The organism is Enterococcus sp. DIV1937, assembly GCF_050535975.1.
Taxonomy (GTDB): Bacteria; Bacillota; Bacilli; order Lactobacillales; family Enterococcaceae; genus Enterococcus; species Enterococcus faecalis.
Genome location: NZ_CP172909.1, coordinates 663,128 through 678,011, shown reverse-complemented (window position 1 = coordinate 678,011; position 14,884 = coordinate 663,128). Strand labels below are relative to the sequence as shown.

At 36.8% G+C, this 14,884-nt stretch carries 11 protein-coding genes and 1 pseudogene; 3 read left to right on the top strand and 9 right to left on the bottom strand.

The window, feature by feature from the left end:
- Positions 1-27: 27 nt before the first annotated feature.
- Both tgt and IGL13_RS03270 read right to left on the bottom strand, forming a co-directional pair.
- Complete coding sequence (gene tgt, locus IGL13_RS03275; protein ID WP_002355772.1) at positions 28-1,173, bottom strand: tRNA guanosine(34) transglycosylase Tgt; 1,146 nt, start codon at positions 1,171-1,173, stop codon at positions 28-30.
- A 158-nt stretch (positions 1,174-1,331) separates the two neighbouring features.
- Positions 1,332-2,438, bottom strand: coding sequence for an iron-containing alcohol dehydrogenase family protein (locus IGL13_RS03270; protein ID WP_002358821.1), 1,107 nt, complete (start codon positions 2,436-2,438; stop codon positions 1,332-1,334).
- Between the two features lie 170 nt (positions 2,439-2,608).
- Between IGL13_RS03270 and IGL13_RS03265 the strand changes: the two genes are divergently transcribed.
- From IGL13_RS03265 to IGL13_RS03255, 3 genes are read left to right on the top strand one after another with little or no spacing between them, the layout of a single operon-like run.
- Positions 2,609-4,072 (top strand): ABC transporter permease subunit, encoded by a 1,464-nt coding sequence (locus IGL13_RS03265; RefSeq protein WP_002358820.1) that lies wholly within the window; start codon positions 2,609-2,611, stop codon positions 4,070-4,072.
- Positions 4,065-4,787 carry an amino acid ABC transporter ATP-binding protein gene (locus IGL13_RS03260; RefSeq protein ID WP_002355769.1) on the top strand — a complete coding sequence of 241 codons (723 nt, stop codon included), beginning with the start codon at positions 4,065-4,067 and terminating at the stop codon, positions 4,785-4,787. Before IGL13_RS03265 ends, IGL13_RS03260 begins: the two co-directional genes overlap by 8 nt.
- Positions 4,788-4,802: 15 nt before the next feature.
- Positions 4,803-5,957 (top strand): pyridoxal phosphate-dependent aminotransferase, encoded by a 1,155-nt coding sequence (locus IGL13_RS03255; protein ID WP_002355768.1) that lies wholly within the window; start codon positions 4,803-4,805, stop codon positions 5,955-5,957.
- A gap of 47 nt (positions 5,958-6,004) precedes the next feature.
- Here IGL13_RS03255 and IGL13_RS03250 read toward each other — a convergent pair whose 3' ends face one another.
- The 7 genes and pseudogenes from IGL13_RS03250 to IGL13_RS03220 all read right to left on the bottom strand — a co-directional run bounded on the left by IGL13_RS03250 (position 6,005) and on the right by IGL13_RS03220 (position 14,837).
- A complete protein-coding gene (locus IGL13_RS03250) occupies positions 6,005-6,316 on the bottom strand; it encodes a hypothetical protein (RefSeq protein ID WP_002378091.1) in 312 nt (103 codons plus the stop codon).
- A gap of 15 nt (positions 6,317-6,331) precedes the next feature.
- A complete protein-coding gene (locus IGL13_RS03245; RefSeq protein ID WP_002385041.1) occupies positions 6,332-7,192 on the bottom strand; it encodes a hypothetical protein in 861 nt (286 codons plus the stop codon).
- Complete coding sequence (locus IGL13_RS03240) at positions 7,182-9,248, bottom strand: cellulose biosynthesis cyclic di-GMP-binding regulatory protein BcsB (protein WP_016626968.1); 2,067 nt, start codon at positions 9,246-9,248, stop codon at positions 7,182-7,184. Before IGL13_RS03240 ends, IGL13_RS03245 begins: the two co-directional genes overlap by 11 nt.
- 14 nt (positions 9,249-9,262) lie before the next feature.
- Positions 9,263-10,525, bottom strand: a pseudogene (locus tag IGL13_RS03235) (glycosyltransferase).
- Positions 10,522-12,105 carry a hypothetical protein gene (locus IGL13_RS03230; RefSeq protein WP_194180198.1) on the bottom strand — a complete coding sequence of 528 codons (1,584 nt, stop codon included), beginning with the start codon at positions 12,103-12,105 and terminating at the stop codon, positions 10,522-10,524. The pseudogene IGL13_RS03235 and the gene IGL13_RS03230 overlap by 4 nt, the downstream one beginning before the upstream one ends.
- Positions 12,095-13,615 (bottom strand): membrane protein, encoded by a 1,521-nt coding sequence (locus IGL13_RS03225; protein WP_002385037.1) that lies wholly within the window; start codon positions 13,613-13,615, stop codon positions 12,095-12,097. The genes IGL13_RS03230 and IGL13_RS03225 overlap by 11 nt, the downstream gene beginning before the upstream one ends.
- A 13-nt stretch (positions 13,616-13,628) precedes the next feature.
- Positions 13,629-14,837 carry a hypothetical protein gene (locus IGL13_RS03220; protein ID WP_002385036.1) on the bottom strand — a complete coding sequence of 403 codons (1,209 nt, stop codon included), beginning with the start codon at positions 14,835-14,837 and terminating at the stop codon, positions 13,629-13,631.
- Positions 14,838-14,884 lie beyond the last annotated feature (47 nt).

Genomic DNA, 14,884 nt, shown 5'->3' with positions numbered 1-14,884 from the left:
TGAAGAACTAGTTTTTTCCTCTAATTTTTAGAAACTTTTTGCATTCGCTTTATTAAAGCCATATTCTTCAAAAAACGCTTGTCGGAATTCTAATAAATTGTCGTCCATAATTGCTTGACGGACATTTTTCATTAAGTCTAACAAGAAGTATAAATTATGATACGATGTTAAACGGATTCCGAATGTTTCATCACATTTAATCAAATGACGAATATAGGCCCGCGTATAATTACGACAAACATAACAATCACATTTCTCATCAAGCGGACGAAAATCTCTTGCATATTGGGCATTTTTAACAACCAAGCGACCTTGTGAAGTCATACAAGTACCATTGCGCGCAATACGTGTTGGTAACACACAATCAAACATGTCAATCCCACGAATCACTCCATCAATTAATGAATCAGGGGCACCCACACCCATTAAGTAACGTGGTTTATTTTCAGGAATTAACGGTGTCGTAAAGTCTAAGACTCGGTTCATTTCTTCCTTAGACTCACCAACAGATAAGCCACCAATCGAATAGCCAGGAAAATCCATACTCACTAAATCTTTGGCACTTTGACGACGTAAATCTTCAAATCCCGCACCTTGAACAATACCGAATAATCCCTGTCTATCAGGATTCGCATGGGCTTTTAAGCCACGCTCAGCCCAACGAGAAGTCCGTTCAATCGAGCGTTTGACATACTCATAGCTTTCATCAAATGGTGGACATTCATCAAAGCTCATCATAATATCTGATCCTAATTTATTTTGAATATTGATCGCTTTTTCTGGAGAAAGGAACATTTTTGAACCATTTAAATGATTTCTAAAATGCACACCTTCTTCTTCGATTTTCCGCATATCACTTAATGAGAAGACTTGGAAGCCACCTGAATCAGTTAAAATAGGTTGATCCCAGTTCATAAATTTGTGTAAACCGCCTGCTTCTTCGACTAAATCTTCACCTGGGCGTAACCATAAATGGTAAGTATTACTTAAAATAACACCGGCACCCATTTCTTTTAATTCTTCTGGTGACATTGTTTTAACTGTCGCAAGTGTACCTACCGGCATAAACATTGGTGTTGGAAATGTGCCGTGAGGAGTAATTAATTCACCTAAACGCGCACCTGTGTGTTTATCTTTTTTGATTAAACGATAACGAATGGCTGGTTCCGTCATTCATTTCCCTACTTTCTACTATAATTTGTCCTCCCATCATCATACTTTTTTTTTATTGAATTTGCAAGGATTTCTCAAGGTTTCTTTTTTCAAAAAAGGATCCTTAAAAAACAGCAACTAGTTCAAATAATTCAAATGAGCTAGTTGCTGTTTGGCACTTATTTTGTCGCTGTATATTTTTCTAAATCTTGCATCGCTGTTTTCACAATTTCAGGGGTAATTTTTTGTTTCATATAATGAATCGTTTCGCCTTCTATACAAGCACGTTCTGCTACTTCTTGATACTCGGCTTCAGTTAAGTCCATCTCCATTTCTTTTAAAGAAATAGGCAAACCTAGTTGGTGATAGAAAGGAATCAATTCAGCGATTTCTTGCCATTTCTCTTCAATGGCTAATTGAACAAACACACCATACGCCACTTTGTTTCCATGCAATTGTCGATGGCTAGCTGGCAGCAAAGTTAGTGCATCATGAATGGAATGGGCACCTGCTGTCCGACCATAATCATCGCCAAAGCCACCCACCATTCCACCAATAATTAAATTCGTTTCGATGACATCAATAAACGATTGATTTAATTGTTGCTCTTCCATCGCTTTTAAAGCATTGATACTTTCATTTAACAAAATATCGCGGCATTTTTCCGCGGCAAAATGAGAAACTTGAATAGGTAACACTTGGACGTCTAACTGCGAAATAATCGCATCTGCTTCGTACCATTTAGCTAATGTATCCCCAATACCTGCCACCATTAAGGACCGAGGCGAATGCAATAACACTCTTGGTTCTACCAACACCAAAGCGTTTGCTTGCGGAAAAACGTCATACCGTTCCATTGCTCCATCTTCTCGATACATTACACTCAATGGCGTGCACGGTGCACAAGTAGCTGCTAAAGTGGGCAAAATAATTACCGGTAACGCCATTTTGTGTGCTAAGGCTTTGCCCAAGTCGGCCACTTTTCCTCCACCAACAGCGACGATGGCCTCTAAATGATTGTCCAGCACTTGCGCTTCTAACTCTTGTACACGTTGATCTGTACAAACACCTCCATAGTTTTCAAAAACAGCTGTTACTTTTTGAAACGTCGGAAAATACGGTTTTGCCGCTTGCCATGACTCAGTCCCGTGTAAAATGAATACACGATGAATATTTCTGCATAATAGTTGTCCTTCTAATAATTCCCACGAACCAATTTCGCAAAGATACTCTTGTGGTGTCCCTCTCACAATTAATGATTGTTCCATCTTGAAAATCCCCTTCATTTTTGACTTTTGAAAATTTTTTTGAAAAAGTTGTATTTTTTCAACTCTACTACTTTTCCTTTTACATATTCTATGATATGATAAACCACATCATAACACAATAAATTTTTATACATTTATTCGCTTTTTTTGAATATTTATAAAAATAATACAAAAAGGAGTTTACGCAAATGACCAAATGTAAAAAATGGCTACAGACGATTTTACCAATTTTATTCTTGTTGCTCTCATTATTACCTATTAAAGAAACTTTTGCAGCCGAAACCGATCCAGTCTATGACAAAATCATCCAAAAGGGAGAACTAGTTGTCGGCTTATCCGCAGACTATGCCCCTTATGAATTTCATGCAAAAGTAGATGGTGAAGATAAAATTGTCGGTTTTGATATTTCTATTGCTCAAAAAATTGCCGACGATTTAGGCGTTAAATTAAAAATCGAAGAACTAGGCTTTGATGCTCTGTTAGGGGCCTTAAAAACTGGCAAGATTGACATGGTCATCTCTGGCATGTCGCCAACGCCTGAACGATTAAAAGAAGTGGCTTTTTCTCAACCATATATGAACGTTCAACAAAGAGTCATTGTTCGGAAAGAAGACAAAGATAAATTTCATTCCACTAAAGATTTCGAAGGCGTTCGTGCAGGTGCCCAAAAGCAAACGACACAAGAAGAATTAATTAAAACCGAATTAACCGGTGCTGTCCCTACTTCTCTTCAAAAAATTCCAGATTTAATTATGAATCTAAAAAATAATAAATTAGATGCAGTCGTTATGGAAGAACCGGTTGGCGAAGCCTATGTTTCTCAAAATGAGGATTTAGCTTTTGCTGATGTTACCTTTGAAAAAGGCTCAAAAGATACTGCCGTTGCTTTTCCTAAAGATGCGCCTGTTTTGACGGAGAAAGTAAATGCCTCTATTAAACAAATTAATGATCAAAAATTAATGGACGGTTATAAAAAAGAAGCCAATCAATTAATGTTCCAAAAAGATCAAAGCTTTTTACAAAAGTATGGAAAGTTCTACCTTAACGGTGCGGGCTATACCATTTTCCTAGCTTTCATTGGTGTTTTGTTTGGTGCCATTTTAGGGGCATTACTTGCCTTAATGAAGTTAGCCAATTCCAAAATTTTACGTGGCATTGCCATTGCTTATATTGAATATGTTCGTGGCACTCCTTTGCTTGTTCAAATTTTTATTGTCTATTTCGGGACAGGCGTTCTTGGTTTAGACTTATCAAAAGTAGCAGCTGGTTGTATTGCCCTTTCTTTAAACAGTGGTGCATATGTAGCAGAAATTATTCGTGCTGGTATTCAGGCAGTTAATAAAGGACAACTGGAAGCTGCTCGTTCTTTGGGAATGAATCAAAACCAAGCAATGCGATACATCATTTTCCCACAAGCTATTAAAAATATTTTACCAGCGTTAGGCAATGAATTTGTTACAGTAATTAAAGAATCTTCCGTTGTTTCAGTCATTGGTGTTTCAGAACTAATTTTCCAAGCTGGCAACGTTCAAGGAGCAAGTTTTAAACCCTTCTTACCTTACTTAATTGTATCGTTAATTTATTTCGTCCTAACCTTTACTATCTCGCGTCTATTAGGTGTTGCTGAAAGGAGAATGAGTACTAGTGATTAACATTAAAAACTTACAGAAAACATTCGGAAAAAATGAAGTACTTAAAGGAATTGACTTAGAAATTGAAGCTGGTGAAGTTGTCGTAATTATTGGCCCTTCTGGTAGTGGTAAAAGTACTTTTTTACGCTGCTTGAACTTATTAGAAACACCAACTGGTGGCAGCGTTGAATTTGAAGGAAAAAATTTATTAGATAAAAATACCAACATTGATCAACTTCGTCAAAAAATGGGAATGGTATTCCAAAATTTCAATCTTTTCCCGCATAAAAATGTCTTGGAAAACTTAACGATTAGTCCTGTTAAAGTAAAAAAAGAAGCCGCTGCTGAAGCCACAGAACATGCTCTTTCTTTACTGGAACAAGTTGGTTTATCAGATAAAAAAGAAAATTATCCCGCTCAACTTTCTGGTGGGCAACAACAACGGGTAGCGATTGCTCGTGCTTTAGCCATGCGCCCTGACGTGATGCTGTTCGATGAACCAACTTCTGCCTTAGACCCTGAAATGGTGGGCGAAGTGCTATCCGTTATGAAAAATTTAGCTATTGAAGGGATGACAATGGTGGTGGTTACCCACGAAATGGGCTTCGCAAAAGAAGTCGCGGACCGTGTCATTTTTATGGATGCAGGAATTATTCAAGAAGAAGGCACACCTGAAGAAATTTTTGATGCGCCACAAAACCCAAGAACACAAGATTTTCTAAGAAAAGTTTTATAAAAAGGAGCACCTGGTATGGATCGCAAGAATATCGCAACACGTTACCAACAACCTACTGAAAATTTACTCATGGATATTGCAACATTGGCGAAAAAGACCCCAAATTTAATCGATTTATCGATTGGTGACCCTGACTTAATTACCGATGAGCGGATTATCGAACAAGCAGCTAACGATGCCAAAAATGGGCATACAAAATATACCGCTTCTGATGGTAGCGAGGCATTCATTGAGGCGGTCATTCAGTTTTATCAGTCACATTATCAATTATCTTTTCAACCGAATCAAGTCCGGGCCACAGTTGGCGCTCTGCACGGAATGTACCTTGCCTTACAAGTGATTCTAAATCCTGGAGATGAAGTGATTATTCATGAACCTTATTTCTCTCCTTATAAAGACCAAGTTCTTTTAGCAGATGGCGTTCCGGTCTTTTTGCCAACCTATGAAGAAGATGGTTTCCAAATTGATGTAGCTCTTTTGAAAGAAAAAATCACGCCTAAAACCAAAGCGATTATTCTTAATTCACCGAATAACCCGACAGGCGCTGTTTTCTCTGAAGAAACTTTCAGAGAAATTGCACAGGTAGCGATTGAACACAACTTATACATTCTTTCAGATGAAGTTTATGAAGCCTTTTGTTTCCAAGAAACGTTTACTCCCATGGCTACGTTTGCTCCAGAAAATACTATCACTTTTGGTAGCTTTTCAAAAGCCTTTGCAATGACTGGTTGGCGTATTGGTTATATGATTGCCCCAGACTATATTAACGAAGTAGCCAAATTAATTAATGAAGGCGTTACGTATTCTGCGCCTACGTTGTCACAGCAAGCAGGAATCTATGCGTTACAACATTTTGACGAATTTGTAGACCCAATCGTTGAAGTGTTCCAAACACGTTTAGAGTATGTGGCCCAGCGAGTAGCAAAGATTCCTTTCCTTTCGCTTCATCCAGTCAAAGGAAGTATTTACGCCTTCATTAATATTCAAAAAACTGGACTAACTTCCGTCCCTTTTGTGGAAAAGCTTTTAAAAGAGACACAAGTATTAGTGATTCCCGGAAAAGCATTTGGTGAAACAACGGGCGATGAGTACATTCGTTTAGCCGCAACACAAAATTTAGATTTATTAAAGGAAGCGTTCGATCGAATTGAAAGAATGACCTTTGAATAAAAAAAGCTTCTGCATTAGCTAATAATCATAGCTAATGCAGAAGCTTTTTAGATTTCTTCTATCAATTCAATCGCTTGCCCACCAACATGCGGTGGAATTGACATAGTCATCGGCGGCAAGCCCACGACTGTGAAACGGACTTTGGTCCCTTTTTTCAAGTGAGACAGTGGGATACTTTCCTCTAACTGTTCAACAAGTATGTTTAAAATTACCCCATGAGAAAATAAGGGAACAATGGATTCTGGATCACTTTCTGCTTGGATATTTTCTAAATGTAATCGCATTGACAATGGCTGCGTCTCATTTAACACACCAGCATCTGCTAATTTCCCTGTAAAAACAGCAAGTTTTTCAGTCATTTGTTTGCCTCCTTTTTAAACATCATATTGAAGAGAATTAATTCCATCCCCTAAAAATTCTGAAGCGTTGTTAAATTCGGCAGGATCATATTTGGTATAGGAAACTTGTAATGTCAAAGTAATATTCCTTAAGGTTTCAGAATGGGCAAATTTCTCTTGAGCTTGTTGTTTGAATTCTTTTCTAGTAGTGTATCCGTCATCCCCATCGCGGAAAATTAATAACGCCCAAGTCGGCGGTGTGCCGTCGATAAAGTATGGTAAGAAGCGATCATCCGTTGTCTCTTTAATCGCCGCTGTCACGATTTGTAGCAATTCATTCTTTTGTTCAGGACTTAATAAGTTACGAATACTTTCCCAATAGGCCACTCGGATCACGACTAAATATAACGGCGCTTCATAACGTGTAGAAATATCAGAAAATAAATCGAATCCTTCCTCGTACATTTTTGCTGTTCTTAAATTAGTTACTGCATCTAACGCATTTAACCGTGAAGTTTCTTTACGTAAGCGAATATTTTCTTCTTCAATCGTACGAATTTGATAAGTCACTGCATAGATTGTTAAACAGTAGAGCGGCGGCATGATTAGCCAAAATAATGAGCCATAGCTAAACAAATCATGATAGACATACTGATATACAACATAAGTCAATTGTAGAAAAATAAATATAAGCGAAAATGTTAACCCCGCTGTAATTCCTACAAAATAGGTAACGATAATTAAGATAACTGAAATTAATAGACAACTTAAGTCCACAAAGAAATCATTCGTTCCTAAGGCCATAAAGATGGTTGTGCCGACAACCAAAACAATTCCTACCAACAAAGTTAAATCCAAAAGTAAGGTCACTCGTTTTTGATTCACTCTATTCCCCACCTTTCAAATTCTTCTTCACGATGAAGAACGCACTTAATCCAATAATAGTCATACCAATTAAGAAGACAAATAGATAAATCATTAATTTATGATTATTGACAATTCGTTTACCTAATGATTCGTTGCTGACGTTGCTTACACGTTTTTTGAAACGATAATCATAGCGACGATAGTTCGGATCGACCACAATGGCATCTCCTTTGTACATAGAAGTATTCTTCTCTGTATTCACTTGTGTAGAGGCTAAAAAGACACCTTGTGATTTAGCTCCTGTTAAGATTAACGCCGCGGCTTTCGCATTATATGGAGAAAACATTAACTGCGCCGTACCGATTTGTTTACCATAATCTTTTTCAATGCTCAGTTTCTCGTTTGAAACAAAACGTGTGAAGTCCTTATCATAATGGAAATACAACTGATCGTTTAACTTACGAATCATCGGATTATCCTTAGGCGTACCAAAAATAATCAAGTTATGATTTTCTAATGCCGTATTTTTAGGCGCTTTTTTATAATACGTAATCTCACCGACATTACTTTCGGCATAATTACCAATTAAGTTAAATAAATTGGTCAACACTTTAAAATAGTTATCGTCCATTTTTTCTGGTAATAAAATCGCTAAATCAGCAAAAGAACGGCTTCTGATAAAAATGTTCGGATAGTTGTTAAATAATATGTCATTAAGTTCTTCTGTTTGAATAAACGCATTCGAATTATTTTCAATAAAGGCCCATGGAGTCTGACCATTTCGCAAAACTTCTGGTGATTTAACATTCAAATCAAAAGCAACTTTTAAAACAAAACTATCAGCAATTTCTAAGTTCTTTGGAAATTCGAGATTTAATTCATCACCGTTCGCACGAGCAGCGGTTAATTTCTTGCTGCCAATTGGTTTATCATTGGCATAGACCGTCACTAAAGAAGAATCAAAATCTAAGTTTTCAGCGTATTTAAAATGTAAATGCACGCGACTTCCATTGGCATTGTTTCGATCCACTGGTAAATTGACAAAGTACGTTTGTTCTTGGTGATAGGCCCCTTCTAGTTTGTCCCCCGTTGATGTTAATGGATAATTTCCATCAAATTCTAAAGTTGAACTAAACGTATCGGTATTCTCATCAACTGTTGTCTCTTCTTTATCTGTTTGGGTCATTAATTCATAATTGGCTAAATAACGTCCCGCACGAACAAGTAAGTCCTCATCTTTAGAAGTAGCTACTAAAACATGCTTATCTGGTTGATTGAAAAATTTTAAGACAGCCTGGTCCTCCACACGTTTGCTATCAATTTGACTTTTATACTGATCTGGTAATTTATCATAGCTGGCAATAATCAACTGATAGGGTGCTGACTGTTCTTTGTTCAAAGAAGCCATTGGCAACAATTCTTCTGAGGTAGTAATCAAACGAGCAGCACCAGCTAACGCATGGGTCGCTGCAGCTAATTCTTTTTCCGATGCATTTTCTGGTGTCAAAATAACACTGTGTTTATTCGCAATCGTGTCTGCTCCCACAAAATGATTATAAAAAGAATGAATTGTATTCTCTGGTAATTGTAAATCGTATTGGAAGTTTACGTTAGATCCTTCATACATCGTTAACCAATTTGCCGGAGTTTCAATTAAATTATACATGTCGTTTCCTGACTGATTAATAATTTGGCCTTCAACAGTCAATGTATTTGTCTCTTTAATCAGTTCCAAAGGGATTTCAATCGTCTTTTGTTGAATACCAGTCGTATTTTCAGGACGCCAAGAATAAAACTTCACACCATTAACTGCCACAGTTAAATCTGAGGTCTGATTATTTTTTAATTGTGTGATTTGGTAGGTCATATTGAATGATGCTTTTTTTACGTCCCAATAATCAATTTTTGTAAAATACATGGTGCTACGGACAGAAGTACCTGTTAAAGAGATTGTTTTATTTTGAAAAGGTTGTGTAAAGGTATGGTTGTCTTGTTCTTTGTTTTCGGCGTATACGGTCGGACTTGCGATACCAATCAGAATTACCAGAAAGAACAACCCTATTAAAGTGACTGTTTTTTGTTTCATTGCACGTTTCCTCCTTATTTAAATCGTTCAGTTTTGTACCATTTTGTTTGTGTTTGTTTATGAAAAACATTTTCTTTAATATACATCACCATGCCATAAGCGGCGACTACTAGCCACATCTGACTGTATGTAATATACATCAAGGCAATAATTAAGATATTCTCTAAAGTCATTTCGCCTTTTTCGGTTGTAATACTGACAAAAGTACTGAAAATAAATAACAAAATCGCTAACAACCACAAGGAATTGCTAAATCCTTGCAGGGTCGTTGTTAAGTAACCAGACATTGATAAAACTAACATGATGTCTGACAAAACGAGCGATGTCATTAAGAGAAAATAAATGGACAAGAAATATAAAATATCAAAACGGATCCGACTCGCTTTAGGATTAAACAATAATTTAGCATTTTTAACAATGACATAAATATTGCCTTTGACCCATCGCGTCCGTTGTCGGAACCAAACTGACAAAGTTTGTGGCTCTTGCTCCCACGTCACTGCTTTTGGTTAAAACTTAATTTTATAGCCCATCATATAGATGCGAAAGCTGATTTCTGTATCTTCGGCTAACGCTTTGTCATCCCAGCCGCCAATGGCTTCAATAATACTACGACGAACAATAAAATTTGTGCCAGGAATCGTGCATAACTTAAATAATTGAAAACGACCGGCTTGTGCCATCCATTGAAAGGCCAGTGTTTCGATATTAATAAAGCGTGTCAACAAGCTTGCATTGCGATTTCTCGTTCTAAATTTACCAATAACCGCGCCGTATTCCTCACTAGCGATTAACTCTCCAACTAAATAACGGAGTGCATTCGGTTCAGGTGTATTGTCCGCATCATAAATGGCAATCACGTCCCCCTTGGCTTGCTTGAAACCAATGTTTAAGGCATTAGACTTACCTTTACCACCTGTTATATTGTCTGTATTAATAATCTGCAAATTTCGATTAACCGCCTTTTTTTGGACGTTAGCTAAAAGCTCGGCACTATTATCACTTGAGTTGTCATTAATCACAATAATTTCATAGCGATCTTGCGGATAATTAAAATTCAATAACGCTTCAACTGTTCGCACAATGACAATTCCTTCATTATGGGCCGGCACCATAATTGAAACAAACGGCGCGTCTTCGTCCTCTACAGGTGGTGGTGCGACAGGATCTGTTTTTAAATAATAAACATAGCCAAAAATAACTAAGAGAATATTTACAATTAGTAGACTCCAAATAATGATAGTTGCTGTTAACATTACAATGTCAGCAATGGTCATTTGTCTTCCTCCTTATTAATATATTTCGACCGATAATTCTTTCGTCCAATCATAAACAAAATAATCAGGATGATTAAAGTCAGTGTAACAACGCCAACTAAAATATTATTTGTGATGCTAAAAAAGAATGAAAATAACCCTGTAAATCGTTGTTTTTCAACTGTTGAGGCCCCTGTATCAGCCAAACCATTGACAATTTGATTGTTTAAGAAGAACCGATTATTCCGAAATTCGATTTTCTGCGTTTGTGTTTGAACAGTGAAATGTTGATCCGCTTCTGAAACACTAAACACTATTGGTGCTTCCTTGACTTCTTGAATTAGATGATCCACTTCTTTTTTAGAATTTGGAAATGAAAAACTAATGGTAGTCGGCATTGGAAATCGATAGTCATTCGGATTATCTTTATCCGTCCATTCAATCCCCGATAAATAATCATACGGTAAATCAAACAAAGCATTCTTATAAGTGATTGATTCTCCCGTTTGGTTCCGATAAAAAACGCGTTCAATCGGCGGATTTTCTCTTAGAATCACTGTATCACTAATTGCTAGACCATCCTCTTGGTATTGAAGGTCTTGATTCCAGTATCCTGGAGCAGAAATGCCTACTGGATAGACATGTCTGTCGACCAATAAACTAATCTGCTGCTCCATCAATTGTTTCAAAGCACGTTGGTCATTTAAATCAACATTGTTAACGACCGGTGTTTCTAAGAAAATAACCCCCGTCGAAGCAAACGCACGTAACGCATTCGTAAATAGTTTATAAGGTAAAATCGTATTGTTTTGTGAAACGCTCGTACTGGATAAAATATAAGGATACGTGGTTTTAACTAATTCTTCTTGCAAATAGATTGCCACAGACATATCTCTTAACGGGTTAAAATCAGAAATCGTCAAAAACGGCCGTGACATTTTTTCACTTTCCAGCCATTGACTAATTACGTCTAAGCTTTCTAAAAAAACAGCGCCTTTGCGTTCAAACATTGGTAGAAAAGCATGCCCATTCTCAATTACACCAAATGGATATTCTTCTGGTGCTAATTCTTGTGTTTTTAATCGGCCAACCGTCTGACCTTGCGTATTTTCCAGCACAACTGATTGATCTTGAAAAGGCAATACTTGAGAAAAACGGTTTTTTTCATCTTCTAACCGATATTGACGATGACTTAATTCTTTCCACGTACCGCTAAAATATTGTTTTTCATCGTCACGCATGTTTCGACCAATGTGTAATTGTTTGCCTTTAAAATGAACTCGATCTGCTAGAAAATCAGAGGCAATAACGCCGGCTTGTTCAGGCCAATTCACCATAGAAATCAAACTGTCATAGCCATCATTTAGCAATTCGCCAGGTACATAATCTGATACCGCCACACTCTGAACTTCTACTCCAAAACTCGTCAACACTCGTTGTAAAGCATCCACATCATTTTCTTTTTTCCCAGCAATATTCAAGCTGTCATAGACAAGTAAGACATGTTTACTTGGTGCAGCCAGCGCCGGTTTGGCAAAGCCACAAAAAACGAAAAAGAGTAAGAAACACACCCAGCCAATAAGATATTGTTTATTTTTCAATTCCCTCTACCTCCCCAATGACTTGTGGTGTTGTATCTTGCCACATTCGTTTACCAATAACATCAGAAACAATTTGTAACAAGAGAAAATCTAAAAATACTGAGACTAAAAACAAATGACGTACTAAGTCACTATCCCCATCAATAATAATTGTTGAAATGAAAACAACTAATAAATTTAGATAAATTCCTGTCATTAAAAAGAAGCGAAAAACTAATCTGGGTTCGTTTCTCTTGAGTCCTCTGTATAAACCAACGCCATATAAACCAAACAGAATCACGCCTAATAATAGATAGAAAGCAAAGTTTTTAGGGAAAAAACTGGCTTTAATACGGTTATACACCATAAAAAATTTAGATTGTTCCAGCGGTGCACGCCCCGTCGTTTTCTCAAAATTCCCCACATTATTCGGCTTTACTAAGTAAACATTTGGGACCGCTGAATTCAGTCCTTGCCATAATTCAGATGGATAATTTAAATAATTCAATAACACCCATCCAAAACTCGTTTTATCAAAAAAATCTTTTTTCATTTGTTCAGAAGTTGGTGATACAGGACTGTATTCTTCAAAGTAGGAACGTCCCTTTTGCAACCCATATTGCGGGTTGATTCCGCCCTCTGACATCCGTTTATCTGGAACCTTACTATCCTTCATTACACCGCGCGTCATACTGTGGTAGACATCACGTTCATAGATATCGTTAGGAACGATAAAAGCCGCTAACGTTGTAAAACCAATCAACGCAATTAAAAAGGCCGTCATTGACAATCGTTGGTAACGTTGTGACAAGTAGACAAAAAATCCTAATCCAGCAATAATTACGCCAATAATCAGCAAATATTCTTGGCGTGTTGTCCCTATTAAAAGTACTACTGCTTGTGCCAAGATAACCAAAACTATTCTTCTGAGCCAAGTTCGTGGTTTCGTCACCCGATAAAAATAGACTGAAAATGCTAAGACACTCACAGAAAGTAAAAAACTCGTCGCTTCTGTATAAAAGGAATTAAAATAAATCGTATAGGAGGTATCCCCCAAGATGAAAATAACCAACAAGGAGATAAGATAACTTTTTTTCAAAGATACGCCTTCGGTTAAGCCTCGTACCAGAATATAAATTGACACTAAAAAACAACTAAGATAAACGAAACCTAAGAAACGAATATCGAAAAGTGTTTGACTATAAAAAAGTTTATTAAGCCAAATGGCAATGGTGATGAAAAATTGTTGAGTGGAAACAAAGTGCGTCGTTGTTTCATTAAAATAACGCATAATTGAAAAGTCCTTAACAAAATAGGCCACATTGTCGTAGCTATCACCATTGACACGATAAAGACTATTTGAATTTAACACACGAAAATACTCGCCATTATCTCCCAAGCCATTAATCGGATAAACGAATAACAAAATGCTTGTCACTAACCCAATCCCTAAAACGGCCAAAAGACTTGGAGAAATATAACGACTCAACCATTCAAAAGCCGAGTTCATGTATTTTTTGATCTTTTCCATGCTTTCACCTCATCTAGAAATCATAGGCCAAAAGAGCCATTAAGTTATTATAGGAATAGACTTGTTTCGTAACTTTATCACCAAATCCTCCATAAATCGGACTGCTTGAATCCATAATTTGAAAATTATTAAGTACTGTAATTGCCGCACGATACAACTCTTTGTCATTTTCGGCAACACCAATTAAAGCCGCTATCGCATAACTAGCTGCAGATTGATTTTTATCCACGGGCGATCCATTTAAATCATACGAGTTAAAAAGCGTTCCTTGCTGAACTTGTTTTCGCACAAAATCAATACTAGTCTGCTTCGCCATACCCACTTCACTTAAATGGACAATCGTTAATAAAGATTCAATAATATTAAGTGTTCCGTTGTTTTCGTATTTATTTGTTTGATGATTAAACTTCGTTTGATAAAGAGGTAAATCATCAGAAATATAGCCATCATCTATTAATTGGTAATGATACTGCAAGTAGTCTGCTGAAATCCCAAATTCTTTGTATAGATAACCCAGCGTAATTAAGTCAATATAAAACAAAGAAGTTTCTGAAGACTGTTGTTTTGATTTACTATCGTAAAAATCAATTAGAATATTATCTTTCATAGAGGTTTTCATAAAACTCTTGCCTAATTTTTTAATTTCTTGATCGTACTGATCTGTTTTAAAATGCCCCCCTGCTTCAATTAATGAACGAATGATCCGTAAATCATCAATCGAGGCATTGACATTGTACTTATTGCCTTGCTCGTCAATTCGGTAACTAAATTGGACGCCGTCGTAAAAGGTGTCTTTCGTCTGCTTGTAAAAATTATCAAAACGTCCCTGCGTATCAAAAGCTAAATTACGCAAATATAGACCCGAAGACTCACTTAGCAACTCATGTCCTGTGGCGACATCTTTGCGTTCAGCATCTGGTAAATAGTTGGTTAAAAAACCGCCGTCTGTTTTGAGCCGGGTTTCAATAAAAAACTTCAACAAATCTTTGCGTTCAGCGGTTTCTTTTGTGTGAAATTCATGTTTTGTTAAAAAATGTTGTTTGTCTGTCGACATTAAGCGTTGAATTTTTGGATTCACTTTTTCCACCTCTACTTTATAGGATTTTTCTCTAAACAAAAGAAAATATCCTCCCAGAAGCACCACGAATACCCCAATAAAAATCCAAAGTTTTCTCTTCATTGTTACGCCTCTTTTCCTCACTTCTTTATTGTCAGTGTACACAAAAGTACTTGTTTTTGCGAAACTTACGCTACATCTTCAAGCGCAAG

Excerpts from the sequence above, each read along its gene's own strand:
- tgt (WP_002355772.1), bottom strand. The coding sequence starts at position 1,173 with ATGACGGAACCAGCCATTCGTTATCGTTTAATCAAAAAAGATAAACAC.
- IGL13_RS03270 (WP_002358821.1), bottom strand. The coding sequence starts at position 2,438 with ATGAAGGGGATTTTCAAGATGGAACAATCATTAATTGTGAGAGGGACA.
- IGL13_RS03265 (WP_002358820.1), top strand. The coding sequence starts at position 2,609 with ATGACCAAATGTAAAAAATGGCTACAGACGATTTTACCAATTTTATTC.
- IGL13_RS03255 (WP_002355768.1), top strand. The coding sequence starts at position 4,803 with ATGGATCGCAAGAATATCGCAACACGTTACCAACAACCTACTGAAAAT.
- IGL13_RS03250 (WP_002378091.1), bottom strand. The coding sequence starts at position 6,316 with ATGACTGAAAAACTTGCTGTTTTTACAGGGAAATTAGCAGATGCTGGT.
- IGL13_RS03240 (WP_016626968.1), bottom strand. The coding sequence starts at position 9,248 with ATGAAACAAAAAACAGTCACTTTAATAGGGTTGTTCTTTCTGGTAATT.
- IGL13_RS03225 (WP_002385037.1), bottom strand. The coding sequence starts at position 13,615 with ATGGAAAAGATCAAAAAATACATGAACTCGGCTTTTGAATGGTTGAGT.